Here is a 24,820-nt window from a genome sequence, read left to right on the forward strand (position 1 = left end):
CAAATTGAAGGATTTCACTCAGGCAATCCTTCTCTAATTCAAAAAAACTTGTTTTCAGATCAACATTCCCTGAGTGAATCAGAGGGAGAAAGTATTTGTTCTTCAGTGAGTGGTGTTGGTATATATATATGATTCGGATGAAAAAAACGCGTGAATCGATGATTATGCGCGTGAAGTTCGTTTATCGTCGATTTTAATCGAATAGATCCAGGATTGCTCTATTTGCTTGATTTATGGGAATTACCCTGAATAATATTTTCGAAGAAGGTGAGTTACATTTCTGATGTCGGTTCCCTGTTTCCTTGCCTCTTTTAGATATGCCTTATATTGGGTATCCTGTGTCATTCGAGGAACAGGTCTGCACACATCCGAATGGAGCATCAAGTCAAATGCCCTGGCTTCCGCTTCTGATAGGTGGAGCCCGGCATAATCACCGGTGTGTGGTATGGATACAAGATCTAAAACCGGATCTTGAGAACATATCTGTTTAGCCAGTGGAGTACTTGGGATTGGTTCAGCAATTGATATGAAGACGTCATCCAAACAGAGTTCTTCCATAATATCCTTTGTAATCTGAAAGTCCTCCTCTTCTTCTCCTGGATATCCTGTGATGAAACTTCCTGCAGGCTTTACTCCATATTGCCTGCATTGTTCAACTGCATCCCGGACCTTGTCAATTGGGATACCTTTTTGCATCAGGTCAAGCACTTTTTCACTCCCTGATTCTACACCGAAAAAAATCCAACCGATAGTGTGTGCCCGGACTGCTTCAAGTACTTCTTCTGTAAGGCAATCAGCCCGGATATCTGGGCATGAAACATTTTTAGGTCCCATAATCGATGAAATGCCTTCGAGAAGACTGATAAACGCATCTGAATTAACTTCGCCATCCCGTGATCGGTATAATGATCCGGTTCCTCCGATAAGGGCAAGTTTTCTGACCCCTTTCTTTTGAAATGCTCTGACTTCTGTGAGGATCTCTTCAAGAGTCCTGCTCCTGATTCGTCTGCCAAACACCCGTGGCACCTGACAGAATCCGCACCGCCCAAAACACCCCCGATGGGTTTCAATATAGGTCTGGGCGCCTCGGATATCCTGAGTTGCGATGTCTTCAGGGATTAAGGGGAGCGGGAAGGTGATATCTTCTACCCGGTGTTGGCTAGTCTTTATGATTTCATTTTTTTCCAGATATGCACAATTCGGGCAGTCTGAAAAATCATTTCCCTCTATGATTCTGGATACTGATTCTTCACCTTCACCACAAACAACAAGATCAGGATGTAGTTCACCCAAAACCATTTCAGGACCGGAGGACACTGGCCCTCCGATAATACAAGTTCCTCCCTCCTGTTGTATTCTCAGGACTGTGTCTTTTATCACCGGATCAAGAAGATGAAGTGTACTATAAAGGCTCAAAAAAATTGTGTCCCCACGTAAATCGGAGATATTCCGGGTAATCTGTGGTTTAAATCCCGCTTCCCGAATGATCCCGCCAATTCGCATTGCTCCATAGGTGTAGAGTCCGGGAGCCCCTACCATAACCCTTGATCTCCGGCTTTTCATTATCTTTACACTGTTTGGATTATTCATTCATAAATATCCATACCCGTTTGCTCTCAAGATGGTATTCTTCCTGATCTTAATTATTTCTCATAAGCTCAGAAATATATTAGAATCACTCAGACATACAATATAATTACTACGTCTGTGCCAGACTGAATGGCAGGGATGTTGCTGAGGAATAATTATGGGACAATCTACCTATTCCGGGGTTCCAGGTATTCTGCGACCCTTTAAAGAATATATTGAGAAATGGGCGCTTCCATCTGGATCAGAAATTGTTTTTTATGGTGTTCCAGGAACCTGTACTCCCTTTGTTGAGTTACTTTGCTTTGCTATCAGATCTCTTCCTGTCACCTGTATCTTTGTTCCTTACACTCATGAGGAAAAAGCTCATAAACTGGCTTTGAAGACTGATGTCGGATTTCAGGCAATAGAAAATTATGCTCCGAAGAACCCAGCTGTAGTAGTAATAATGGGTGGACTTGCAATGCCGAACATGCCGGTAACCGCCGATGATGTTGCGGTAGTATTGAAAAAATGGAAAGGGGCAGGGACCATCGGCGTCTGTTTTATGCATATGTTTGAAAAAGCGGGCTGGCTTGATAAGGTGCATTTTGATATGCTCATAGATGCTGATATTTCGGTTTCTGTAACATCTGAATAATCTTTAAAAAATATTTCAATTTTGATGTATCATGGAACATTCTCAAAAAACCAATCTGCCCGAAAGAGCGAATATTAATGTTCGCCATGTTATACTCGTTCTTTCAGGAAAAGGCGGTGTTGGCAAATCAACAGTATCTGTAAATCTGGCATATGCTCTGGCAATGAAGGGTAAGCAGGTGGGCCTGCTCGATCTGGACATTCATGGTCCAAACGTGCCAAAAATGCTTGGTATTGAAAAACATCAATTACTTTCAGAAAATAATAAAATAATTCCAGTTCGTGTCCTTGACAACCTTCAAGTGGTTTCTATGGCTTTTCTTCTTCCTCATAGAAACTCTCCGGTAGTGTGGAGGGGTCCGATGAAATCTTCAGCGATAAGGCAATTTCTAGAGGATACTGCATGGGAACCTCTTGATTATCTGATCGTTGATCTCCCGCCCGGTACGGGTGATGAAGCGTTGACTGTAGCCCAATCTGCACCTAACATTTCTGGTGCTGTTATTGTTACATCTCCACAGTCTGTTTCTACCCTTGATTCATCCAAAGCAATTACGTTCAGTAGAGATCTAGGCATCGAAGTACTTGGCGTGATAGAGAATATGAGTGGGTATATCTGCCCTTCATGTAAAAAGGAAGTTGATATATTTGGAAAAGGTGGGGGCGAAAAGATAGCAGAAGAGATGGATGTTCCCTATCTTGGTAATATTCCAGTGGATGTTGATATCAGGCGGTCATGTGATGAGGGTTGGCCGTATGTCGCAAAAATTACTGGAAGTCCTGCATGGTCTTCTATTCACACAATAATCGAAAAACTGAATGCACGGATCGAAAAATCCAAATAGAATCTACTCAGTTTTTCATTTCTTGCAGGGAACATTTATTGCTCATATGTGCAATAAATATCTGGTATGATAGTAAGCATACCTTCGAGTGGTTCCACCCTGGACTCTCAAATGGATGATCGATTTGGACGTGCTCCGTACTTTGCATTCTTTGATACTGACAGTGGCAGCTCTAGAATAGAAGCAAACCCACACGCAGGAGGATCAGGAGGTGTTGGTCCAATGGCAGTACAGTTTTTAGTTAAAAACAATGTGCAGATTCTTATTGCACCCCGCCTTGGAGGCAATGCAGATGGTGCCCTGAAAGCATCCAACATAACAGTGATCATGCGAAATCCGGATGTAACCGTAGAAGCTGCATATAATGCATGGAAACAGAGTTCTGAGAACTCTTCATGAATAATAGAAAAAATCTGCGGAGTCCTGTATGCAGATTGTAATTGCCAGTGGAAAAGGAGGAACCGGAAAAACAACTATCTCCTCCAATCTTGGATATGTCCTTTCTCAAAGCAAAAAAATTACAATTGCGGATTGTGATGTTGAAGAGCCAAACCTGGGTATTTTTTTCACCTGCATTCCACAAATCAGAGAGATTCATGTTATTGTCCCTCATGTGGATGAAAATGCCTGTCTTTATTGCGGTGCGTGTGGAGAATTCTGCAGATTTGGTGCTTTGACAGTACTAAAAGATCGAGTGTTGTTTTTTCCCCAGTTGTGCCATTCATGCGGAGGATGTTTCCGTGTCTGTCCTCATGAGGCCTTAGAAGAAAACCCTGCCCTGGTTGGGTGCATTGAAACCTGCAATCTTACCGATTCCTTAACTTTGGTCACAGGCAGACTGCGGGAAGGTGATGTCAGGACAACTGCAGTAATACATGCGGTACGAGACCAGATTAAGGATGATTCACTTGTTTTGTTGGATGCTCCTCCTGGTACTGCATGCCCCTTTATAGAGACAGTCGATGATACATCCTTGTGCGTTTTGGTAACAGAACCCACCCCGTTTGGTCTTCATGATTTAAGCGTTGCCGTAGATGTTCTTGATGTTCTTCATATCCCTGTTGCAGTAATTATTAACCGGAGTGATGGGAATGATGATATTATTGAAGAATATTGTCTGAAGCGAAATCTGCCCATCCTCATGAAAGTTCCACTTGATATGGCATTACTCCGAATTCAGAATAATGGTTCTCTCATTTCTCAGGTTGACCCAGTCTGGTTTGATCGTTTTTCAATACTTGGTGATCAAATTCTTGCTTATGCTGGGGGACTTCAATGATCCAGGTAGCTGTTGTAAGTGGGAAAGGTGGAACTGGAAAAACAATCCTCACCGCTTCACTTGCTTCATTGTTACCTCAGGATAAAGTCTTGATAGATGCTGACGTTGATGCAGCAAATCTTGCACTCCTATTAGATCCTGTTGATTGCAGCGCTGATGAATTCAGAGGCATGGATGGGGCTTTTATTGATCCTGGTTCCTGTGTTGGATGTGGCATTTGTGCACAGGCCTGTAATTTTGAAGCCATACAAAAAAATCAGGATCTGTATGGGGTAGTACCATATCGATGTGAGGGCTGCGGGACCTGTGTTCTTGTGTGTCCTGAAGATGCTGTTCAGATGCAGCCCAGGGTTACTGGCAGAATACATTATGCACAATCCCATGCAGGACCACTCCTCTATGGATCACTGATGCCGGGATCAGGAAATTCAGGATTGCTTGTTCATCGTCTTAGGCAGGAAGCAAGAGTGAAACATCCGGATGTTTCCCTCGTTCTGATTGATGGACCTCCTGGAATTGGGTGCCCTCTTATATCGACTATCACCGGAATCCAGGTTGCAATATTAGTTACAGAACCGAGCAAGTCTGCCAAGTCAGATTTGATGCGTCTGATTACATTATGTAGATCCTTTCAAGTCAGGATGTATCTGGTGATAAACCGGTATGATGTAAATGAGGATATCGCCAAAGAAATTTGTCAGATAGCAGCAGAAAAGGATATTCATCTGCTTGGCATGATACCATATGATCTGGATGTTCTAAAAGCAACGAGAAATGGGATTCCCGTCAGTACGATATCTGGTCATGCATCGGAAGCGATACATCAGATTGCGAAGAACCTTTCAGGTGAGATCGATCAAATATGATGGATGTGGAGAATGGCAGCGGACAGCAACGAAGACGTGGTCGACCCAGGATCAGAAGAAGACTTTCTGAGTTTGGCTCACTCCGCTGTTATGGGCCACGATGTCTTGTTCCGGTAGAGGAAGAGCCTGTCATATTACTTCCTGAAGAGATTGAGGTGTTACGACTCATAGATCTCGATGGAATGGAACAGGAAGAGGCTGCTTCTTTTCTGGGAGTTTCCAGAAGAACCGTTTGGAAAGATCTTCATGATGCCAGGCGTAAAGTAACTGATGCACTGGTTAACGGGAAGATTATTGAGGTCTCCGGATGTATGAGGCAAGGAGGAGACGAATGCCCAAAAACCCATGAATTTCTCTGTCCCCGGGATGCCCATGTCTGTCCGAGGATTGTTCACGATGATACTGATGAATCCTTGTGACGCAATCAAAAACTTTTTTATAATTTAACTCATATGAGTAATAATGGTGCTGTGCACCAGGAGGTGACAACTATACCTGATATGGATGGTACCGGACCCAGATGGCTTGGAGAACGTAAATTTTTCAAGCGGGGATGGTGGAATCAGCCTGACAATAATAATGATATACCGGGTTCTTCTGAACAGAAACCTGAGTATGGAATTGGCAGGGGCGGTCTTCCCCGTGGATGTGGGAGAAGAATGCGTAAAAGATGGAACTAATTCAATCAGGTCGTAATACATGAAAGTTGCAATTGCGTGTGATGGAAAGGATGTGTCGGCACATTTTGGACACTGTGAAGGGTATGCAATATATGATGCTACTGATTCTGTGATAGCATATTCTGAAACCCTGCAAAGTCCGGGGCATGAACCAGGACGGCTTCCGGTTTTTCTGGCTGAACATGGTGTAAACCTGATAATTGCCGGAGGAATGGGAGCTCGTGCTGTTCAACTCTTCAATGATAACAATATTGAGGTTATTCTTGGAGTAAGTGGCCCGGTTGATGTTGCTGCACAGAATTTTATTGGCGGAAAATTACAGTCCACCGGTAGTATCTGTTCACATCACGATCATGAGTGTTCCGGACATTAACCAGCTTGATTGTCGTAAACGTTGATTGTAGTATCTTTTCCAGGTAAAATATTGCCATCATTGGCAAACCTCTCCCGAGAAAATATCCCCTTGTGAGTAACTGGAATATATCCGGAAGGTCGGAACACCGACTTTTTCCGGTTATTGAAGAAAACTTTCTCTTGGTCATGATTTCTCATTTTACCTTTGAATAAATGTATTTACCCAGGTACTCGTTCGGAATTATCCGGATAGGTGTGAAAAGAGATGAATCCAAACCTTAATTCTCGTGTAAAATCGATATTTTAAACGTTTATACCTACCCAGTAAAAAATTCCCCGTTCACCACTTTTTGCCTGAACAATCCCCTGCTGAACCATCAGAGCCAGTTTTTTTCTGACCTCCGGTGCCTGAAGTCCGGTCATGTGTGCGATATCTTCTGCAGTACAGGGACGACGACGGAGTGTTTCATCTATCAGGGCAATACTGTCATCATCAGAGAGAAGCGTACCTGGTTCATCAAAGCCCGTGATATCAACCGGTATTCCTCCTTCAGCAAAGAAATCCTGGATATTCTTTAATTGCATCGGGTCAGGTGAAGACACCCATGCTTCTGTTCCCGGCCGGTCAAGGTAATTGAGCTGGATCCTGTTTGGCCTGATACGGTATGTAGCAGTCCGGAGCTTATCAAGTTCAGTATCCGTGGTGTTCAGTCCGGGAACCAGGAATACTTCCAGCCAGATCTGGCCTAAATACTCGTTCCTTAGGTTCTTTATTCCCTGGATGATTTGAGTAACCGACAATCCCGGAACAGGCCGGTGAATTTTCTCGAAGATCTCTTGTGTGGTTGTTGTTATCGTTGGACTCACGAGATCAGCCTTGAGAAGATCCCGCCGTACATCAGGGTCAGTGCAGAGACTTCCATTGGTAAGGACCGCTACCTTATACTGATCATAGTTTTGTTTCAGGTGGGCAAGCACAGGGCCGAGAGAGAGCGAGAGGGTGGGTTCGCCTGATCCGGCAAACGTGATATAATCAAGTCTTGGAGAAGAGGAGAGGATTGTATCTACCTGGTGGATGATCTCATCGGTCCTGAAAAATTCTCTTCTCTGCGATATGAGATCAGTTGTTGCTCCACATTCGCAGTATACACAGTTGTATGAACATGTTTTGAAAGGGATGAGGTCAATACCAAGCGATCGACCAAGTCGTCTTGAGATAACCGGTCCGAAAATATGGTGAATCATAGTTACAATGGGATACCTGAATATTCGTATTCACTGGGTTTTTCTCAATGGAATGATATTCAATCCATCTATCTTTCTATTGCATATGTATGTTAGAGTCAATTATTACCTGCAATCTGACCAGAGCTCATTTTTCATTGCTTCAATATCACTTCGGGTGAATTTTTCTTTTGAATTTGCAGGTGCTCGTATGGATTTCAGAAACGGATCCTCATTGGGTTCCCGATGAATGATTATTGTATTATTATCCATCACCTTCAGTGATACTTTTTCAAAAGGTCTAAAAAGCACTTTCTCATTTATTGCATGAAGAGAAATTTTGAGATCCTGATCTATCTTACTGTATTCATAAGGCATCTTGTCTGGTTTACCTACATGTAATTTATCAATTTATTATCATAATGGATGTACGGAGAGAATACTTTTCTCAAAAAGAGGGATCCGATCAGGTTAATACATGGAAATAGAAAGAATTCTACTGATAGGATTCTTTACCAGAAACATCGTCCCCTTCTTCCTCGCGGACCTCCAAATGTACATCCTCGTCCCCCGCCATAGGGTATTCCTCCACGACCGCGTCCGTATATTGGTGCTTGACTCTGAACTGGTGGCTGATATACGGGAACATTTTCGGTTGTGATTGTCTGACTATCTCCGGAAGGTGCGACAGGTTGACGTGCTGACTGATATGTAGTGCGGCAGTATCCAAATCCTCTTCCTGTCATGGAACCTCGTCCAAGAGGTCCGGTTCTATCAAATCCTGGCATATTTTTTTCCTGGTACGATACATCGTACCATTATTACTCATATGAGCAAAAATACATAAAGGTATCGTTCAAGCGCTGAATGATCCTTATTTTTATACTCCCATACATCTCAAATAAAATAATTACAATGGTTTTCAAAAATGATGAAAAATTATCCCCCAGTTACCAACGGGGGGATGTAAGGTGAACTAAAATATGAGTTATGCTCTCCTAATTTTCGTCTTACCTCCTCAAGCAGTCGTGTTATTTCATCCTGCTCATCAGGATGTGATACTCCCGCATTTTCGTACTGAGTAAGAGCTGTTTCAAGTGCATTGACCGCCTCTGGAAATCGATTCAGATTATTGAAAACTCTTCCTAATCCTGCATAGGATGCCCAGTTGGATGCAGCGCCTTCAGCACTGGTTATTGCCTGTTGATAAGCTTCAAGTGCTGAAAGATACCTTTTTTGACGTTCAAGGGTGATACCTAATCCATACCACGCTTCGGGATTTGTGGGATCCAGTTCAGTGGCTTTTTGAAAAGCTGAGTATGCACCCCGGTAATTTCCCCCATCAAGTGCAGCATACCCTGTAGTAATATAGTCGTCTGTCTGGTCGGGAGTGATCGTCGGAGTAGGTGAGGGAGTGACTCCTCTGTCCAGGACAGTACTCATAAGGTTTTGATCTATCTGTTTTAGAAGCCAGTTTGGAGCAGAGAATAACGAACCATGTGACCAGCCATCCTCGTATGGTACCATTCCGGATGGAACAAGATCTGGATCGAATGCGTATCCATTATAATATACTTTCCCGGTATCAGCGGTGCAGACTATACCTACAACGCTCAGAAGAATAGTGAGGATAAGCAGGGTCAGAAGATTGTGTGACATACATAATTGATCTCATATGAGAACTAAAAACTTTCTTATGGATTATCATAATTCAGTCAACCCTAATTTTTAGAGTTTGTGATGTTATCAGATCCAGGCAGTTTTTATTTCTTCCTTATCTTTTGTGGATAGCAGATACTCAACCGAATAAAAAAACCGATTGAGAATGGAATTTTCAAGATCTGTATCAATAAGAAAAATCTGTCTGAAAGAAGGTGTTATTACTGGAATAAAAAAGAAAAAGTGTTTTTCCCGTTTAACGGGCTGGCATGAGAAGAGTACGCTCTCCGCAGGCTACGAACTCGCGGATTGCACCCTTTGCGAACTCCTTCCGTGGCTCGGCAAAGTCGAACGGCAGGGATGGGTCTGCGAAGGTGATCTTGATCATTGGGGACAGACAGAAACCATCGTTTCTGGTGTAGTGTGAAGAACCGACAATTGCTGCGTATTCTCCCTGGTGTCCCACATTCATTGCGTAGTTCGGGTAGTTTGGACCACGGTATTCACCGATACAACCCTCGTCAGGTCTGACTGAGAGTGAGTTGGTGGAACCACACTGGTCCTGCAGGTCGTATCCGAAGAATCCGAGACGTGACCAGCCTTCCTTGTGCATGAGCATGGAGAGATACCATCCATTCAGACCTGCGTTGGAGTTTGCAGTTGCGATACCGACTGAAAGACCGGATGCTGCTGCGATAACTCCTGCACGCTGGGAACCTCCGAAGTGGTCCTCCATCATGGTTGGGAACTGTTCGTACTGCTCCATTGCATTGAGGGTGACCTCACCAGCGATGTCATTGACGACTTCCTGGGTTGGCTTGACCTTCTGTGCCGGGTCAACTGCCTTGAAGTCGACTTTGTACTTGTCCTTGATGTAGTCCATACCATAGTAGGTGAACTCATCGAGGATGTTGTCGGTGTATGCTGCGGTTGCATACTGGGTGAATCCGACACCACCAGACATGTAGGAACCGAGCCAGATCTGGTCAAAGAGCATACAACCTGCACCGACAACCTCAAGGGATGCCTTTGCCGGGTCGTTCGGGTACTTCCGGTTTGCCTGGATCATGTCAGCGAAGTGACCGAACATGATTCCACCTGGCTCATTCGGACCACGTGCACGACGGGCTGGGAGGTGGCTTGCCATCTGGATAACACCAGCGTGCTTTGCTGCAAAGGACAGGTCAGCGACTGCTGCTTCTCCGGCACACATGCGGTATGCGGTAATGAAGGACATACCGATCTGCATGGCAGACCACCGGGATGTAGTTCCACCATCACAGGTACGTGAGACGATGGTCGGGATGTGGATTGCCTGCCAGAGTGACTTGCCGACAGCTTCATTCAGTGCTTCTGCCTGTTTTGCGGGGAAGAGCTTGTTGACATCGAGGACAAACTGCTTCTCGAGCTGGTCTGCAAGTTCGGAATCTCCGGTAAAGACTTTACAGTAACAGTCATCGACAACACTTGGGTGGGTCTCAACCATGTGTTCCTGAACGACTGCACCACCGGGCATTGCGTGGTTTAAGATGTGGAGGTACTCGTTGATAGTTTCAGGAGTAATTTCCTTGCCAAGACGCTTCTGAAGAGTGCTGTGTGCAAGGTCCATGTTGACGATGATAGTACGACGGATATCATCCCACATCTGCTGCATTGCCGGGTTGTTGACAAAGTGCAGGTCATCACCCTCTACAAAGGTTCCGGTTCCGGAAACTTCGTAGGTCATGAGCTGACGCTGACCCATTGGCAGACCACCGAGGTGGCAGCGGTTGGGGTCGTACATGGAGATTCCACGGCGAAGTTCTACCTTCTTGGATGCTTCCATGAACTCTTTCTTTCTTGCAGACTGGTTCAGGCCACCAAAGTTGTAAAAACCGGTCTTGGTGTCTGCGACGTCTCCCTCGAATTTGGTCTTCAGTGCTTTGAGGAAAAGTTTCTGTGCTCTCTCTATTTTTGCCATATTTAGTACCTCCTTACTCCACCGGCATGAAACCGTATTTTGTTCTCAGGGAGTGGATCCGCTGGATATATTCAATGTACTCGGCGTCGCTCCGGTAAGAGGTACCAACGAGTGAGTGGAACATGGTAGTGTTTGCTTTCAGCCAGGCATCATCCATTGGCTTACCAACATCGACCTTCTTGTCGAGTGGGGTACCAATCTGGTCCTTGACGTACTTGACGGATCCGCCTTCGAGGACACACCGCTGCAGCATGTCGAACATCATACCATCTTCTGCAAGACGGAGTGAGTGACCGTGCACCGTTGCACCACGGATACCGACACGTGCCGGATCAAAGAGGTTCGTGTTGATCAGGTCAGCGGAGATTTTTTCAAGGTCACGCTCACGGCACTCGACGATCTGACGGCCGGACAGAGTTCCTGGGTCGATACCACGGTAGCGGTAACACTCGGTGTAGGTTCTCTGGTACGGCTGGGATGGTGCGTTAAACATTGAGTCTGCGAACTGGATGTACCGAACACGGTCTCCAGCCTTTGCACCGTCGGTTGGGGTGACAATCTTTCTGATTGGGCAGTCTGGCTCACCCTGTTCTGCAAGTGGTGGGTGTGCAGCCGGATATGCCTGACCTGGTGCACGGTGTCCGAGAATAAGGACAATGTCCTCGTCAGTGACATTGCGAATTTTTTCAAGCTTTACATTTGGGTTCATCTGCTTGCGCCGGTTTTCGGCGACAACAGACTGGCCTGGACCATACTGTGGAGTATATGCCATATCTTTATCTCTCCAAATTTGAAGTTTTCATAAGTTTCATGACTTCGTGAATGACTTCGCTGATCTTCTCACGAGACGGAGTCTGACCCCTTGTGATACCACTGACGATCGCCATTACTGTCCCTTTCGTCCGGACATTTGCTTCAGTCGGCATCACTAGCGCCGTTTTTACCCCTTCTTTTGCAAAATCCTCGTAATCGATGGGAGCCTGACAGACCACAATCGCCGGTATTTCACAGTCCTTTAAGATAGATCGGACTTTGTGGACAACATGTGATCTGACATTTCCATGGTGCAAAACCGCAACTTTGTGACGGTTTATCTGGATAATTTCCTTCTCGTTCAGGCCGAAATATGCTCCCAGCACATGACCGGCACTCTTAGGGGCATCAGGGGGAATCCCGGAGCCCGCGTTGAGAATCATGGTGCTGATACTATATTCGACCCCCTGTGCCCGCAGGGCGGACGTAATATCACAGACCGGCTTTGTGACGTGCCGGCGACCGGGGGACATCCCTACTATGATGACGTCAGGATATCGGCATTCAGAGATAGTCCCCCTTTGGGCTAGGGCCCCTCCTTTTCCCATGCCCGCACTTTCGCGGCAGTCTACAATCTGTGTTACCCGTCCGATCGGCATTATCTATTTCCCTGGATGAGTGTCGGTCCGGTTTTATTCTTGGGATCGACCAGACCTAGCATAATTTCGTTTGCATTCGGGCCGTACTTTGCATAATCAACCTGTGTTGGTGTTGATCTCATAAACTTCCCTTCTTTTACTGAATAGGTAAAGTTTGTAAACACTTCTTTACAGGCTTCTTCGATTTGCTGTACGATATCCCGTGTTTCCAGTTCGAGAAGGAATGTTCCAACCTGCACCCGGAGGTCAACATCAGTTTCCCCGACCCGGATAGTTGCTTTTCCTGAGTGGGGGTTATCCAGGCCCCGTGCGGGGCCATAGGGGACTTTCTGGGGTATACTCGGGCCATTTATGACGATCCTTCGGATCCCGGGTATGACCGCCAGTTTATTGAGGATTTTCTCTACTGTATCAGGTTTTAAGAGGCGCTCGGTGACGATCCTGCATTGCGGGAATTCAGCATCAGCCATTGTGCGAAACCTTGGGGATTATGCTCCCTGAGCAATGTGCTGAATCGGCTGGGCAAACTCTGGGATCTTACCAAAGGTGTCCTGGTAGACCTTTGAGGTGCTCTCTGGAGTGAACATCTGGGTTCCTGCATCAAGAGCACAGGCAGCAACAATACATGGGAGACCAACACCGGCTGCGTGACGAGTAACGACGTGGTTTCCGTTGAAGATACCTGGACCTCCACCACCATAGATAGAGTGGCTGAAGAATGAGAATCCGACTGCTACACCCATTACACGACCGTAGTCACAACCCGGAAGTCCGGTCTCGTGCTCAATCAGGTCGTTGAAGTAGAGCAGGGTTGAGGAAACAGCCTGTGCAAATCGGCCAGCACCACAGTTTACCATAGTTGCTGCCATGGTTCCAGCTGCAGTGTAGGCGTTCCAGAGCATTGGATCCTTGGTCTCGTAGAAGGTGTATCCGGATGGTCCCTTCTTGCCTGCGGTGATAACCTTGTCTTCAATTGCTCTCTCGACAAGAGACTGGACAACGGTACCGATAGTTCCGGATGCACCGTTCTTCTTTACCAGGTCATAGACGAGGTTGTTTGCATTCAGACCCTGGTAGGCGTAGAGAAGCAGCTGTGCACGTTCGAATGGTCCGATTGCGGCTCCCATTTCGAATTCTCCTGCCTGTTCAAAGGTTGCTGAGAGTGCTGCACCCTGCATTGCATTCTTGTTGGTGATCATTACACAGTGGTTTGCCTGGATGTTACGGAGAGCGTATCCCAGACCTTCATTGTTCTGTGGAATGGACAGGATGGATGCACAAGCTGAGCCTGATGGATCCATTGTCTGTGGGTAGGTACCCCAGAATGCTGCCTTGACAGTAGAACCATTGAACATATCAACGTTAAACTGGTCAATGACTGCATATGTTGCTGCTGCTGAAACAGCGGTCATTGCTGCATCGTAGGTTGCTGCTGCATCAATACGAGCGGATGGGACCGTACAAAGCAGAAGTTTGCCGCCGCCGAATTCCTTGATCTCGGTGTCGTCACCCTCGGTGACCTGGAGCATCTTGAACATCTTTTCCTTGATTGCACCTGCATTTGCAACAAGGTCAAGGTTGAGTCCACGTCCGGGGATCTGGTTTTTACCAGCTTTTCCGGTCTTGAGAAATGCTTCTGCTCCACCAAGGTTCACTGCAACAGTTCTCTTGGTGAGGCTGATCATCTTCTTGATGCCGGGGTTGGTAAGCGGGCTGATTTTATCTAAGGCGACACCGCTTTTCAGCAGTTTGCCCTGATCGTCATAAAGATCGATTGTGTCGGAAAATTTTGCCATATAGTTCCTCCGATGTTTCTTAAAACCTGTACGATTCTGTCACTGTATACTGAAGGAATTGGTCACTGTTAGACTGTAATCACTCGTACACGTCCCCTTTACGGGACTGATGATATGTCGGAAGGTGTGAATAAAAATGTAACGGTTTGTTTTTCAGAGAAACTTTATATCTTGAGTGAAGTTTTCTTTAATTATATGAAATAATTTTATATGTTAATCTATTTTTGTGATGATCAATATTACGAATAAAATTATTATTAATTATGTAATTGTACTTCGCTTTTTGTTTGTGCTATTGGGTTGGGCGCTTTACTCTTTCTCCGGAGATTTAAATTTATATATAGCGTTATGAGGTTTACATAAAGTGTCAAGAATTAGATCTCTCTTTTTTTTAAGTTAGAAAAGAGTGGTAAAATACTAGAGTGAATGCCTTTATGCTTTAGCACCGAACTTGATGGATCAATCGGTAAAAAAATTATACACTGATAAAAATAGATCTGTTTCAGGAAAGTATATTACAATATTTTTCATTTAATTTAAATTAAAAATGAGACTGGTTCATGAATAATCATAAAAAAGTTACAATGCTCTCTTTACATCATTATTGTTCAGAAAGACGAGTTGATTTTCATTATGTTGCTGATTCTTTCAGGAAAAAAGGATGGGAGGTAATTTTTGTTACAACTCCTCTTTCTCCATTTTCAATACTGTCTGGAGATCACAGGTGGAAATATATAAAAATTTCTGATTTAAATAAACCAATAAAAATACAAGAGAACCTTATTCAATACTCCTATGCCCCTCTTTACTCCCCCCTTTCATTAACAGGTAATAAACTAATAGATACCATTTCTCCATTATTTTTTAAATTATTTCAATCGCGGATTCCAACTAATCTGAAAGAGTTAATAATTGATTCGGATTTATTTTTTCAGGAGAGTAACTCTGGAATCATTCTTTATGACTATCTTAAAAAAAATCACCCTGATGCGAAATTTGTTTATCGAGCAGATGATGCATTGGAGACTCTTCATCCCCATAAAAAAATTATAGAATATGAGAGAAAAATCACTCCATTAGTTGATTTAATCACCGTTCCTTCATCGTCATTGTATCAAAGATTTAGGAATGGCAATGTTGTCCTTTTACATCATGGCATTAAAAAAGAACTCTTTTCTAAAGAGAATTTAAAACCCTTGGTTTACGATAATTACCAAAAAAATTTTGTTTTCATTGGAATAGCACATGTTGACCAGAGTTTCTTAAAAACGGCTGGAGAAGAGTTTCCGAAATATGGATTTCATGTCATCGGCCCACTCTCTCTCAATGAAATGCCAAAAAACGTCATATCCTATGGAGAACTTCCTCATCTTGATACTATTCCATATTTGGTTCACGCTGATGTTGGTCTCCATATCCTCAGGACATCTGTTGGACTAGACACCTACTCCGATAGTTTGAAAGTAATTCAATATACCTGGTGCAAACTTCCAATTATTGCACCTGATGGAATTCCCTCAAACAGGAAACATTTTATCAGGTATTCATATGATGACAAAAAATCGATCTGTGATGCAGTAGAGAAAGCTGCCGCGTTTGAACGAGATACAATTGATACCTCTGATGTTCGTGATTGGGATGAGTTTACAGATGTGATTCTAAATGAAGTTTCATTATAGGATAGCACGTAAAATAAATAGGGAATTCATAAAAAAATGACACAATATGGTAAAAATGTTATCGGAAATGACTTGCGAATCTTTGATCCGGTGATACTTGGTTTTCCTCCACGTTATCATTTGAATAAAGAATCATATGATGGTTGTTCAATTGGATCACATGGAATACTAAGACCTGGAACAACAATTTATGCGGATGTAAAAATCGGTGATCATTTTTCATCAGGTCATAATGTGTTGATTAGAGAAAATACAGTTATTGGAAATCATGTCTCCCTGGGGACAAATGTAATCATTGAAGGTAATTGTTCAATCGGTGATTATGTGAATCTTCAGAGTCTGGTTTATATTCCAACAAATACGAAAATTGGTTCTCATGTATTTATCGGTCCGAATTCAGTGCTGACAAATGACAAATATCCACCAAATGGAGGTTCAGATTTATTTGGTCCGATATTAGAAGATTATGTTTCAATTGGTGCAAATACAACCATCCTTCCAGGAATAACAATAGGAAAGGGTTCACTTATTGCTGCAGGTTCTGTTGTAACAAAAGATGTTCCACCTGGCACCCTTGCCATAGGTTCTCCTGCACGTATAAGAACACTACCCGAAGGAGCTGAACGAAAATGATTCCAATTGCTCACCCCGTTTTTGATGATAATGAGATTGACGCTGTATCTGCAGTCATTCGTTCAGGTGTGATTGCAAGTGGTGAGCAAGTTCTCTCCTTTGAAAAAGAATTTGCTCAGTATTGTAGTACCTTAGATGCAATCGCCACTAATAATGGAACTACTGCACTTCATACTGGATTACTTGCATGTGGAATTCATCAGGGAGATGAAGTAATCGTACCTTCATTTACCTTTTTTGCCACCGCATCTTCTGTAAGTATGTGTGGTGCAAAACCCATTATGGTTGATGTATGTGAAGAATCCTTCGAAATTAATCCTGATGCGATTGTTGAATCAGTTACATCAAAAACAAAGGCGATTATCGGGGTACATCTATTCGGTCAACCATGTAATATTGCAGCGATCCTTGATGTTTGTGAGGATCATAATCTAATATTTATTGAAGATTGTGCACAGGCACATGGGGCGCAATATCATGGAAAAAAGGTTGGCTCATTCGGTGCTATTGGATGTTTTTCGTTTTATCCTACAAAAAATATGACAACCGGTGAAGGTGGGATGATTACGACCAATGACGTGTCTATTGCAGAACGTTGCCGTAGATTAATAAACCATGGTCAGGAAAAAAAATATCTCCATACTGAAATTGGATATAATTACAGATTAACAGATATCGGAGCTGCAATAGGGCGGGTGCAACTTCGGAAACTGGATGTTATGAATCAAAAAAGGAATAATAATGCGTCATTTTTTTCAAGAAATATTCACCATCCGGATATCACTTTGCCCACAATTCAAGAAGGATGCAGCCATGTATTTCATCAGTACGTAATCAGAGTACGTGATAACAAGCGTGATGACCTGGTTTCATGGTTGTCAGAACATGGAGTCGGAACCGCTGTTCATTATCCCATTCCGGTGAATGAACAACCTGTTTATTCAGGTTCTCAAAATCCTCCGTGTCCCGTTTCTTCTAAATTGGCTAAAGAGGTTCTTAGCCTTCCGGTGTATCCGGATTTATCTGAAATGGAATTATCTCATATCTGTGATTCAATTAACCGGTGGTCCTGATGGATGTGGGAGTTATCGGGACCGGTATGATGGGACAAAACCATGTCCGTGTTTATTCTCAATTAAAGGAAGTCGATTCTGTTGTTATTTATGATGTAAATAATGAGCAGGCTAGAAAGGTGGCCTCCCTGAATAATGTGGAAGTAGCAGATTCTTATAGTGATTTATTTCATCGTGTTGAAGCGGTAAGTCTTTGTGTTCCAACGCAATTTCACTTTAATACTGCCCTAGAGGTTATTAAAGCTGGGGTTAATGTGCTTATCGAAAAACCAATCTGTCTCTCTTCTGATGAAGGAAAACAACTGGTACAAAATATTCCTGATGATCTCATCGTAGGAGTTGGTCATATTGAACGGTTTAATCCTATTGTGAATGAAATCAGTCAGATCATTTCAGAACCTCTCTATATAGAATTTAAACGCCATAATCCTACTTCATCCCGAATTACCGGAAGTTCAGTTGTTGAAGATCTTATGATCCATGATATTGACATTATGCTCCATGCACTTGGTTGTTCAGATGTGAATGTTCAGGCAAAAGGGAATGAAGATGTTGCAGCTGCTTTATGCTCAAGTAAAAATACATTGATTTATCTGTCTGCCAGCAGGAAATCTTCTAAAAAAATCCGTATGATTCATATCGAGCAGGAAGATATGACAATTCAGGGGGATTTCATGTCGCAGGAGATCTATATTCATCGGAAACCTGGTCAGTATAAAGTCGACAGGGATCGGTATGTTCAGGAGAATATTGTTGAAAAAGTGCTGGTGGCAAAACAGGAACCTCTCCGGTCCGAATTATCCAGTTTCTTGAAATCAGTTAAAACAAATAAACCATTTTCTATAACAACCAACGAAGCAATTCAGAATCTTGAATTATGTGAACAGATTAGAGGAATGTTCTAAATGGGTAGGGTATTAGCAGATCTTTTTAAGAAAAGAGGACCTATCAGGACTATCGGTGTTATTGGGATGGGATATGTAGGTATCCCGGCTGGAGCACTTTTTGCCAAATCTTTCGAGAAGGTTTATGGTTTTCAGCGTGATTCATCAAGCTCAGGATATAAAATAAACCTACTTAATGCTGGGAAAAATCCTCTGAAGGGTGAAGAACCAGGGCTTGATGAACTATTAAATGAAGTTGTCCAAAAGAAAAAGTTCGAATGTACATCTGATTTTTCTAAAATTTCACACTGTGATGCAGTTACGATAGCGATACAGACTCCCTTTTTAAATCCTACAGATTTAATACCTGATTTCTCTGCTCTTGAAGAAGGAGTTCGCCAGGCAGGCAGGTATCTGTCAGAAGGTTCGTTAATAGTTCTTGAATCAACAATCACGCCTGGTACTACTGCAAACTGGGCGAGAAAGATATTGGAGGAAGAATCAGGCCTTGTCGCAGGCAGGGATTTTGGTCTTGCTCATGCTCCTGAAAGGGTTATGGTTGGCAGGCTGCTTCGGAATATTCAGGAACATGACCGAATAGTCGGGGGGATAGATGATGCTAGTACAAACCGGGCAATGGAGCTCTATGGTCCGGTTCTCACCTCCGGAAAACTCATTCCAATGACTGCTACTGCAGCTGAAGTAACAAAAACTGCAGAAAATACCTTCCGTGATTTACAAATTGCAGCAGCAAATCAGTTGGCTCTTTATTGTGAGGCAATTGGTATTAATTTTTATGATGTCCGAAAAGGCATTGACTCGTTAAAAGGTGAAGGGATTACTCGTGCAATCCTCTGGCCGGGTGCAGGTGTTGGCGGACATTGTCTGACAAAAGACACGTATCATCTGGAACGGGGAGTTAAAATCTCTGATGAGCAGTCGGTGGACTTTCCTGACGGGATTGAATCCCTCTATGTGACTGCCCGTCACATCAATGATTTTATGCCAATGCATATGGTTCATCTCCTGAAAAAGGGGCTGAATCGTTCAGGTAAGAAGATTAAAGGGGCCAGGGTAGCCCTTCTGGGATGGTCATTTCTTGCGAATACCGATGATGCAAGAAATACTCCATCAGAATCCTTTTACCAGTTATGCATTGAGGAAGGTGCTGATATCCGGGTGCATGATCCCTGGGTTACCAATTGGCCCGGGATTGATTTAAGTCAGGATTTGGAATCAGTTTTATCCGGTGTTGATGCTGTAGTGATTTTTACCGGACACCGGATGTATTATCAGTTGGATTCCCATAAAGTCCTGGAATTATCCGGTTCATCCCGATGTGTAATTATTGATGGAAGAAATGTCATTGATCCTGATGTTTTTATCCAGAATGGGTTCATCTACTTGGGTATAGGGAGAGGGGATAAGAATTCCCATCCCATTTAACCGGTGCATATAATGACTATTATCCTGTCAATTGTTGGTGCATGACCACAGTTAATTTTGTGTGCTCCCTTGTCAAAAAAAATCATAGAATGGTGAATAGTGATGAAGGTTCACAGTAGATATTATTGCATAAAAAATAAGAATTTTCATCATTACGAGATGTTCTAAAAAAAATGAATATAATTATTTTAGATGTTCATCATCCTGGAGATGGTAGGATAAACCGTCATATGAAACATGTCCTGTATGAAGGACATGATGTGTATCATTTGCATATTAATAGATATTATTCTTCATTGAAATCAGGAAAATTTTCTCATAATGGTGAAAATGGATTTAGACTCAATATCGGTAATTTTTCAGACCATATTATTAATCGACTTTTTGTACTAATTATTTTGGTATTTCCAATATTGGGAACACTAGTTTTGTCTAATTTACGTAAATTAAATTTTGATGACTCAATTAAAACAATTATCCATATACACGATTATGAATTGCTATTTACTGGAATATTCTTACGGTTCGCTCTATATCCCGTATCAGCCCTTGTATATGATCGTCATGAATTATTCGAGATGAATAAAAAAAATCAAAAATTATTCGATAAAATTCCAAGGATTTTTGAGATTATTTCTCTTCGGTGGATAGATGGATTGGTTGGAGTGTCTGATGAACATTTAATTTCCTTAAAAAAAAGGTTCAGAAAATCGATTGTTACTATTGTTCCTAATTATCCAGATATTGATAATTACGATTCTAAAATAATAGATGGAAAAATATCTAAATTAGAAAAAGAGTCATTTTCATTAATTTATTTTGGTTCTCTTGATGTTTCATTGGATAGAGATATTTATCTTTTGTTGGAGGTTATGGATTCGGTTCTCGCTGATTTTCCTTTATCAGAGGCCTACATTGGAGGATTAACTTCTGATGACGAATTAATATCTCGTTTTTCTTATCTTCAAAAAAAACACAGGGGAAGGTTTTTTTACTTAGGGCATATTGCACATCATGATGTTTTGGAGTATACATCTCATGCACATCTTGGATTTCTTTTTATGAAAACTGATTATTGGGTAACAGTATCAGCGAATAAAATTTATGAATATTTACGATATGGAGTTATTCCAATAATCAGGGCAGATGTCGAGAATCAAGATAAAATCGTTGAATGTTCTCTCCTTTTTTCTAAAAATGATAAAAAAGAGGAAATTATTTCTTCAATAATTGGTTTATTAGGTGATAAACCAAGACTAGAAACTATGATTTTAAAGTCCCTTCATACTGGAGAATCATTCTCATTTAAATATATTAAGTCGAGATATGATAAATTATATGAAAAAGTAGGACAATATGACGAATATATCCATAAAAATTTGAATTAAATGAGTAATATTAAAATCTTAATAGTACCTTCCTGGTATCCCACTAAAAGTAATCCACTTCCTGGAACTTTTTTCAGAGAACAAGCTTTGGAATTGAGTAAAAAAGTAAATGTCGCGGTTCTATTTATCCAGGAGCCGATAAGAATTATTGAGTTTTCTAAATTATTTCAAAAAAAAATCCATTTTTTTTATGATAATTCAATTTTCACAGTAAATTATGGGTATATAAATTGGTTTCCTTATTGCGAATTTCTAAAAATATTTTTATATCGTAGAGCAGTAATAAAAGGTTACTCAATAATAAAAGAGGAATTTGGCAAACCTGATGTAATACATGCACAATCAATTATTATGGGAGGATTTGGTGCAATAATTATCAACGATCAGGAACACATACCCGTCATTGTAACTGAACATTCTAGTATTTTTAATGATTTATTTAATTCTATACGAAAAAAAATTGCATATAATGTTTTAAAAAGGGCAGATTACTTTACGGCAGTTAGTAATTCCCTATGCAATTTGGTTAAATGTAAAGGGCGAAACCAATGTACGGTTATTCCCAATTTTATCAATGAAGATAAATTGTGTTTTTTTCTTGAAAAAATGTCGAATAATTCTATTTTTCATCTGTTAAACGTTTCCCGATTAGTTCCGATTAAGGGTATAGATATTTTAATTCGAGCGATGGAAATAGTCGTAAAGGAGAAAAAAATACTGAATTGCCATCTGGATATTATTGGAGATGGACCTGAAAAGGAAAAATATTTGTCAATAGTAAAAAAATTATCATTAGAAAATTATTGTACTTTTCATGGTGAAAAAATAACTGAAGAACTTTCTCAATTTTATCATCAAACAAATGCATTAGTTATCTCGAGTAGATCAGAAACCTTCGGCATTGTTGGAATTGAAGCAATGTCGTTAGGGAAACCGATAATCTCAACACGTTGTGGAGGACCGGAAGAATATGTCACACCTGATGTTGGATACCTTGTTGAGAATGAAAATCCTGAAAATCTTGCCGAAGGAATAATATACGTCATGAATAATTATCAAAAATATTCACCACAAAAAATTAGGGAAACATTTCTTAGTAATTATTCTTCAGATGTAGTAATTGAAAAATGGATCAAGGTTTATACTGATCTAATGATCAAAAAATAATGAACAAATATCTGATAAAATATCAATTAAAATCGGAATAGGAGAAAACATAAATAATACCTGAAATAGGAAAATAAGCAAAGTTTATCTTCAAAGAATTTATTGTTGGTATACTAAAGTGTATGAATTAGGTAAATATGCACTAACTGTAATTGATAAATCTCCATTATAATTCCAAATAACTGGTATTCATAATATGACAAAAAGACTTAAGGTATTATTTTTAACAATTTGGTATCCTGATAGTAATCCTGTATCTGGTATATTTGTTAAAAGACACGCAGAAGCAGTTTCAAAAACTTGTGATATCACAGTATTATATGCAGTCCGTGATCCAACAATTCAAAAAATTAAAAAAACTAGCCAGATAGAAGATGGCATTCGTGTCTATCGGTTGTATTTACCACTGGATTTATCAAGTAATTTCTCTGTTATTAATAATTTGCGCAATAATGTCTATATTCATATGTTCATGGTGTATAGAAAAATCGTGACCGAAATTGGATCCCATGATATTGTACAAGTGAATGTAATGTCGAATCATTTGATAAATATGGGACTTTTTGCAATATCCCACATTCCGCAGTTTGTTATGTGAAATAATATTTTTCATGATGCGTCCCAAGCAATCGAATAATTTTCCGAATCGTTTTATCCAAATTGAGAACTTTGGTGACGATTCTGCCTTCAATCCGAAGTGAGAGTTCTCTAACTCTTCGAAATAAAAAGAAAATCCAGCGTAATGTTGGTTTTTGAGTTGGTTTACCGGTTTGACTCGGCACTGTTTCATTAGTCTCTTTGAGACTTTTCCGTAACTTGTACTCTGTTACGGCGTATACATATAGACAAAGAACCATGATCATTGCCAAAGCCTGAATTCTCCCAGTATTTTTAAGAAATACGTCAGATACCCGGAACGTTTTATCCTTCAGAAACCTGAATCCTTTTTCGACCTGTGATTGACCTTTATAATAGTTTAACGTGGTTTCAGGATCCAAATCAAGATCATTTGTCGCAATAATAAATCTGCCAAGAATTGACTTTTCTTTTTCTAATTCAGTAAAATTTAGTGAGATATCAGCCTCAATAACATATTTCAGTATGAGCGTTTCATCTTTTCCAGGCCGTCCCCGTTTCTTCTCTAATCGCTCGTGAACTTGTTTTATAGAACAAGTATCAAAAATTACCCACGGGTGTTTCGAAACCCATTCGGCAGCAGCACTTCTGGCATCGGGTTCACAGGCAAAACGTTTACAGGCCAGGTGTTTTAGGGATTTTTGAGCTCGTATGAGTTCTTTCTCTACTTTTTTATCAAAATCCTTCTCTTTTTTTCTTTGTTGTTCACTTGAATGAAAGACAATCCAAGTTTGTCTGACTCCGGCGTAATTGGATGATGAGCAATAGTATGAATAACGACTGTCTTCGCAGGAAGTGAAAGATTCAGAAGTTTTTCGAAGAGACTCAGCTTCAGATATTGTTAAGGGAACACGTGATATCCAGAAGGTATGAAAGCCGAGCGTCTGAAGATTTTCTTCAGTATAGAATGCTGAATCTGCTACATGAATGACTTTTTCTGCAACATTGAGGTTCTTTTTAACTTTCGTTATGATCTCAAGGAGTGCTTTTTTATCAGACTCATTCCCTGAGAATGTCTGAAGAAGAAGAGGAATTCCATGTTGATTGGTTGCCATTCCAAGTGCAAATCGTTTAAGATCCCAGCGACCATCCTTTGGATGACCATGCGTTATCTCAATTTCTTCAGTATTGCTGTCTGAGTCATAGTTTCCATGGACACTAAAGTTGGTAGTATCGTTATTTACTAAATTGATTGCGAATTGGTCTCTTTCAAGGCATTCCGATACAATATGATTGAACATTTCGGTTTCTCCAAACGCATGAATTGCATCTAAAGTCCGACCCAGAAGATCATCATTCAATTGTGTTGGAGTGATCTCCTTGTTAAAAAGACGAGTGAGGGAGATATCGGTAAAAAATGCAGGAAAAAGATAAAGCCGCCGTTCAATATATCCTAGGCCATTTATGACCATTGCTTTAACAATATCGCCATGTGTCAAGTGATGTGGACCTGTTTTTGGAATGAAATTATCAATTATCTGACCAATATTCAGTTCATCATAACTACCAGCAACAAGTCCAAGATGACCGATTGTCCGATCTGAATCTGATACGAAGATATCATCGAAATCCATCGTTTATCCATAGAGATCGATCAGGAAGTATTTATAGTT

The 24,820-nt window shown here is 41.4% G+C and carries 27 protein-coding genes; 16 read left to right on the top strand and 11 right to left on the bottom strand.

Annotated features, from left to right (window positions below):
- Positions 1 to 240 precede the first annotated feature (240 nt).
- The gene (locus KSK55_RS11735) at positions 241 to 1,539 is read right to left on the bottom strand and encodes a methyl-coenzyme M reductase glutamine C-methyltransferase (RefSeq protein WP_250545187.1); all 1,299 of its coding nucleotides are present in this window, start codon (positions 1,537 to 1,539) and stop codon (positions 241 to 243) included.
- A 208-nt stretch (positions 1,540 to 1,747) separates the two neighbouring features.
- On the opposite strand from KSK55_RS11735, the gene KSK55_RS11740 reads away from it, so the two are divergent.
- From KSK55_RS11740 to KSK55_RS11775, 8 genes are all read left to right on the top strand, one after another.
- On the top strand, positions 1,748 to 2,227 hold the full coding sequence (locus KSK55_RS11740; protein ID WP_214419456.1) for a DUF2124 domain-containing protein: 480 nt from the start codon (positions 1,748 to 1,750) through the stop codon (positions 2,225 to 2,227).
- Between the two features lie 31 nt (positions 2,228 to 2,258).
- A complete protein-coding gene (locus tag KSK55_RS11745) occupies positions 2,259 to 3,071 on the top strand; it encodes an Mrp/NBP35 family ATP-binding protein (RefSeq protein ID WP_218607005.1) in 813 nt (270 codons plus the stop codon).
- A 66-nt stretch (positions 3,072 to 3,137) separates the two neighbouring features.
- Positions 3,138 to 3,470 (top strand): NifB/NifX family molybdenum-iron cluster-binding protein, encoded by a 333-nt coding sequence (locus tag KSK55_RS11750; protein ID WP_214419454.1) that lies wholly within the window; start codon positions 3,138 to 3,140, stop codon positions 3,468 to 3,470.
- A 28-nt stretch (positions 3,471 to 3,498) separates the two neighbouring features.
- Positions 3,499 to 4,350, top strand: a complete 852-nt coding sequence (locus tag KSK55_RS11755; RefSeq protein WP_218607006.1) for a nucleotide-binding protein — start codon at positions 3,499 to 3,501, stop codon at positions 4,348 to 4,350.
- Entirely contained in the window at positions 4,347 to 5,216 is an 870-nt protein-coding gene (locus KSK55_RS11760) for an ATP-binding protein (protein WP_218607007.1), read from the top strand. The genes KSK55_RS11755 and KSK55_RS11760 overlap by 4 nt, the downstream gene beginning before the upstream one ends.
- Positions 5,213 to 5,635 (top strand): DUF134 domain-containing protein, encoded by a 423-nt coding sequence (locus KSK55_RS11765; RefSeq protein WP_214419451.1) that lies wholly within the window; start codon positions 5,213 to 5,215, stop codon positions 5,633 to 5,635. Before KSK55_RS11760 ends, KSK55_RS11765 begins: the two co-directional genes overlap by 4 nt.
- Positions 5,636 to 5,668: 33 nt before the next feature.
- Positions 5,669 to 5,896 carry a hypothetical protein gene (locus KSK55_RS11770; protein ID WP_218607008.1) on the top strand — a complete coding sequence of 76 codons (228 nt, stop codon included), beginning with the start codon at positions 5,669 to 5,671 and terminating at the stop codon, positions 5,894 to 5,896.
- A 19-nt stretch (positions 5,897 to 5,915) separates the two neighbouring features.
- Entirely contained in the window at positions 5,916 to 6,269 is a 354-nt protein-coding gene (locus tag KSK55_RS11775) for a NifB/NifX family molybdenum-iron cluster-binding protein (protein WP_218607009.1), read from the top strand.
- 284 nt (positions 6,270 to 6,553) lie between these two features.
- On the opposite strand, the gene KSK55_RS11780 is transcribed toward KSK55_RS11775, so the two are convergent.
- From KSK55_RS11780 to mcrB, 9 genes are all read right to left on the bottom strand, one after another.
- Entirely contained in the window at positions 6,554 to 7,495 is a 942-nt protein-coding gene (locus KSK55_RS11780; RefSeq protein WP_214419448.1) for a radical SAM protein, read from the bottom strand.
- A gap of 105 nt (positions 7,496 to 7,600) precedes the next feature.
- Positions 7,601 to 7,852 (bottom strand): hypothetical protein, encoded by a 252-nt coding sequence (locus tag KSK55_RS11785; RefSeq protein WP_214419447.1) that lies wholly within the window; start codon positions 7,850 to 7,852, stop codon positions 7,601 to 7,603.
- A 134-nt stretch (positions 7,853 to 7,986) separates the two neighbouring features.
- Positions 7,987 to 8,262, bottom strand: a complete 276-nt coding sequence (locus KSK55_RS11790; protein WP_214419446.1) for a DUF5320 domain-containing protein — start codon at positions 8,260 to 8,262, stop codon at positions 7,987 to 7,989.
- Between the two features lie 151 nt (positions 8,263 to 8,413).
- The gene (locus KSK55_RS11795; RefSeq protein WP_214419445.1) at positions 8,414 to 9,133 is read right to left on the bottom strand and encodes a tetratricopeptide repeat protein; all 720 of its coding nucleotides are present in this window, start codon (positions 9,131 to 9,133) and stop codon (positions 8,414 to 8,416) included.
- 256 nt (positions 9,134 to 9,389) lie between these two features.
- Positions 9,390 to 11,093, bottom strand: coding sequence for a coenzyme-B sulfoethylthiotransferase subunit alpha (mcrA, locus tag KSK55_RS11800; RefSeq protein WP_218607010.1), 1,704 nt, complete (start codon positions 11,091 to 11,093; stop codon positions 9,390 to 9,392).
- A 13-nt stretch (positions 11,094 to 11,106) separates the two neighbouring features.
- The gene (gene mcrG / locus KSK55_RS11805; protein ID WP_214419443.1) at positions 11,107 to 11,865 is read right to left on the bottom strand and encodes a coenzyme-B sulfoethylthiotransferase subunit gamma; all 759 of its coding nucleotides are present in this window, start codon (positions 11,863 to 11,865) and stop codon (positions 11,107 to 11,109) included.
- Between the two features lie 4 nt (positions 11,866 to 11,869).
- The gene (mcrC, locus tag KSK55_RS11810; protein ID WP_214419442.1) at positions 11,870 to 12,505 is read right to left on the bottom strand and encodes a methyl-coenzyme M reductase I operon protein C; all 636 of its coding nucleotides are present in this window, start codon (positions 12,503 to 12,505) and stop codon (positions 11,870 to 11,872) included.
- Positions 12,505 to 12,975, bottom strand: a complete 471-nt coding sequence (mcrD, locus tag KSK55_RS11815) for a methyl-coenzyme M reductase operon protein D (RefSeq protein ID WP_214419441.1) — start codon at positions 12,973 to 12,975, stop codon at positions 12,505 to 12,507. Before mcrD ends, mcrC begins: the two co-directional genes overlap by 1 nt.
- 18 nt (positions 12,976 to 12,993) lie before the next feature.
- Positions 12,994 to 14,301 (bottom strand): coenzyme-B sulfoethylthiotransferase subunit beta, encoded by a 1,308-nt coding sequence (mcrB, locus tag KSK55_RS11820; RefSeq protein ID WP_214419440.1) that lies wholly within the window; start codon positions 14,299 to 14,301, stop codon positions 12,994 to 12,996.
- 560 nt (positions 14,302 to 14,861) lie between these two features.
- Between mcrB and KSK55_RS11825 the strand changes: the two genes are divergently transcribed.
- The 8 genes from KSK55_RS11825 to KSK55_RS11860 all read left to right on the top strand — a co-directional run bounded on the left by KSK55_RS11825 (position 14,862) and on the right by KSK55_RS11860 (position 23,169).
- On the top strand, positions 14,862 to 15,980 hold the full coding sequence (locus KSK55_RS11825; protein WP_218607011.1) for a GumK N-terminal domain-containing glycosyltransferase: 1,119 nt from the start codon (positions 14,862 to 14,864) through the stop codon (positions 15,978 to 15,980).
- A gap of 36 nt (positions 15,981 to 16,016) precedes the next feature.
- On the top strand, positions 16,017 to 16,613 hold the full coding sequence (locus KSK55_RS11830; protein ID WP_214419438.1) for an N-acetyltransferase: 597 nt from the start codon (positions 16,017 to 16,019) through the stop codon (positions 16,611 to 16,613).
- Positions 16,610 to 17,686 carry a DegT/DnrJ/EryC1/StrS family aminotransferase gene (locus tag KSK55_RS11835; RefSeq protein ID WP_218607012.1) on the top strand — a complete coding sequence of 359 codons (1,077 nt, stop codon included), beginning with the start codon at positions 16,610 to 16,612 and terminating at the stop codon, positions 17,684 to 17,686. Before KSK55_RS11830 ends, KSK55_RS11835 begins: the two co-directional genes overlap by 4 nt.
- Positions 17,686 to 18,591, top strand: coding sequence for a Gfo/Idh/MocA family protein (locus tag KSK55_RS11840; protein ID WP_214419436.1), 906 nt, complete (start codon positions 17,686 to 17,688; stop codon positions 18,589 to 18,591). Before KSK55_RS11835 ends, KSK55_RS11840 begins: the two co-directional genes overlap by 1 nt.
- Complete coding sequence (locus KSK55_RS11845) at positions 18,592 to 20,016, top strand: nucleotide sugar dehydrogenase (RefSeq protein ID WP_218607013.1); 1,425 nt, start codon at positions 18,592 to 18,594, stop codon at positions 20,014 to 20,016.
- A gap of 173 nt (positions 20,017 to 20,189) precedes the next feature.
- Positions 20,190 to 21,404, top strand: a complete 1,215-nt coding sequence (locus tag KSK55_RS11850) for a glycosyltransferase family protein (RefSeq protein WP_218607014.1) — start codon at positions 20,190 to 20,192, stop codon at positions 21,402 to 21,404.
- Positions 21,405 to 22,571 carry a glycosyltransferase gene (locus KSK55_RS11855; RefSeq protein WP_218607015.1) on the top strand — a complete coding sequence of 389 codons (1,167 nt, stop codon included), beginning with the start codon at positions 21,405 to 21,407 and terminating at the stop codon, positions 22,569 to 22,571. It begins immediately after the preceding gene.
- 196 nt (positions 22,572 to 22,767) lie between these two features.
- Positions 22,768 to 23,169 (top strand): hypothetical protein, encoded by a 402-nt coding sequence (locus KSK55_RS11860; protein ID WP_218607016.1) that lies wholly within the window; start codon positions 22,768 to 22,770, stop codon positions 23,167 to 23,169.
- Here KSK55_RS11860 and KSK55_RS11865 read toward each other — a convergent pair.
- On the bottom strand, positions 23,162 to 24,781 hold the full coding sequence (locus KSK55_RS11865) for an IS1634 family transposase (protein ID WP_218607017.1): 1,620 nt from the start codon (positions 24,779 to 24,781) through the stop codon (positions 23,162 to 23,164). The genes KSK55_RS11860 and KSK55_RS11865 overlap by 8 nt on opposite strands.
- Positions 24,782 to 24,820 lie beyond the last annotated feature (39 nt).

The organism is Methanospirillum hungatei, from assembly GCF_019263745.1.
Taxonomy (GTDB): domain Archaea; phylum Halobacteriota; class Methanomicrobia; order Methanomicrobiales; family Methanospirillaceae; genus Methanospirillum; species Methanospirillum purgamenti.

Coding starts and splice junctions, on each gene's coding strand:
- KSK55_RS11735 (WP_250545187.1), bottom strand. CDS start 1,539: ATGGTAGGGGCTCCCGGACTCTACACCTATGGAGCAATGCGAATTGGC.
- KSK55_RS11740 (WP_214419456.1), top strand. CDS start 1,748: ATGGGACAATCTACCTATTCCGGGGTTCCAGGTATTCTGCGACCCTTT.
- KSK55_RS11745 (WP_218607005.1), top strand. CDS start 2,259: ATGGAACATTCTCAAAAAACCAATCTGCCCGAAAGAGCGAATATTAAT.
- KSK55_RS11750 (WP_214419454.1), top strand. CDS start 3,138: ATGATAGTAAGCATACCTTCGAGTGGTTCCACCCTGGACTCTCAAATG.
- KSK55_RS11755 (WP_218607006.1), top strand. CDS start 3,499: ATGCAGATTGTAATTGCCAGTGGAAAAGGAGGAACCGGAAAAACAACT.
- KSK55_RS11760 (WP_218607007.1), top strand. CDS start 4,347: ATGATCCAGGTAGCTGTTGTAAGTGGGAAAGGTGGAACTGGAAAAACA.
- KSK55_RS11765 (WP_214419451.1), top strand. CDS start 5,213: ATGATGGATGTGGAGAATGGCAGCGGACAGCAACGAAGACGTGGTCGA.
- KSK55_RS11770 (WP_218607008.1), top strand. CDS start 5,669: ATGAGTAATAATGGTGCTGTGCACCAGGAGGTGACAACTATACCTGAT.
- KSK55_RS11775 (WP_218607009.1), top strand. CDS start 5,916: ATGAAAGTTGCAATTGCGTGTGATGGAAAGGATGTGTCGGCACATTTT.
- KSK55_RS11780 (WP_214419448.1), bottom strand. CDS start 7,495: ATGATTCACCATATTTTCGGACCGGTTATCTCAAGACGACTTGGTCGA.
- KSK55_RS11785 (WP_214419447.1), bottom strand. CDS start 7,852: ATGCCTTATGAATACAGTAAGATAGATCAGGATCTCAAAATTTCTCTT.
- KSK55_RS11790 (WP_214419446.1), bottom strand. CDS start 8,262: ATGCCAGGATTTGATAGAACCGGACCTCTTGGACGAGGTTCCATGACA.
- KSK55_RS11795 (WP_214419445.1), bottom strand. CDS start 9,133: ATGTCACACAATCTTCTGACCCTGCTTATCCTCACTATTCTTCTGAGC.
- mcrA (WP_218607010.1), bottom strand. CDS start 11,093: ATGGCAAAAATAGAGAGAGCACAGAAACTTTTCCTCAAAGCACTGAAG.
- mcrG (WP_214419443.1), bottom strand. CDS start 11,865: ATGGCATATACTCCACAGTATGGTCCAGGCCAGTCTGTTGTCGCCGAA.
- mcrC (WP_214419442.1), bottom strand. CDS start 12,505: ATGCCGATCGGACGGGTAACACAGATTGTAGACTGCCGCGAAAGTGCG.
- mcrD (WP_214419441.1), bottom strand. CDS start 12,975: ATGGCTGATGCTGAATTCCCGCAATGCAGGATCGTCACCGAGCGCCTC.
- mcrB (WP_214419440.1), bottom strand. CDS start 14,301: ATGGCAAAATTTTCCGACACAATCGATCTTTATGACGATCAGGGCAAA.
- KSK55_RS11825 (WP_218607011.1), top strand. CDS start 14,862: ATGAATAATCATAAAAAAGTTACAATGCTCTCTTTACATCATTATTGT.
- KSK55_RS11830 (WP_214419438.1), top strand. CDS start 16,017: ATGACACAATATGGTAAAAATGTTATCGGAAATGACTTGCGAATCTTT.
- KSK55_RS11835 (WP_218607012.1), top strand. CDS start 16,610: ATGATTCCAATTGCTCACCCCGTTTTTGATGATAATGAGATTGACGCT.
- KSK55_RS11840 (WP_214419436.1), top strand. CDS start 17,686: ATGGATGTGGGAGTTATCGGGACCGGTATGATGGGACAAAACCATGTC.
- KSK55_RS11845 (WP_218607013.1), top strand. CDS start 18,592: ATGGGTAGGGTATTAGCAGATCTTTTTAAGAAAAGAGGACCTATCAGG.
- KSK55_RS11850 (WP_218607014.1), top strand. CDS start 20,190: ATGAATATAATTATTTTAGATGTTCATCATCCTGGAGATGGTAGGATA.
- KSK55_RS11855 (WP_218607015.1), top strand. CDS start 21,405: ATGAGTAATATTAAAATCTTAATAGTACCTTCCTGGTATCCCACTAAA.
- KSK55_RS11860 (WP_218607016.1), top strand. CDS start 22,768: ATGACAAAAAGACTTAAGGTATTATTTTTAACAATTTGGTATCCTGAT.
- KSK55_RS11865 (WP_218607017.1), bottom strand. CDS start 24,781: ATGGATTTCGATGATATCTTCGTATCAGATTCAGATCGGACAATCGGT.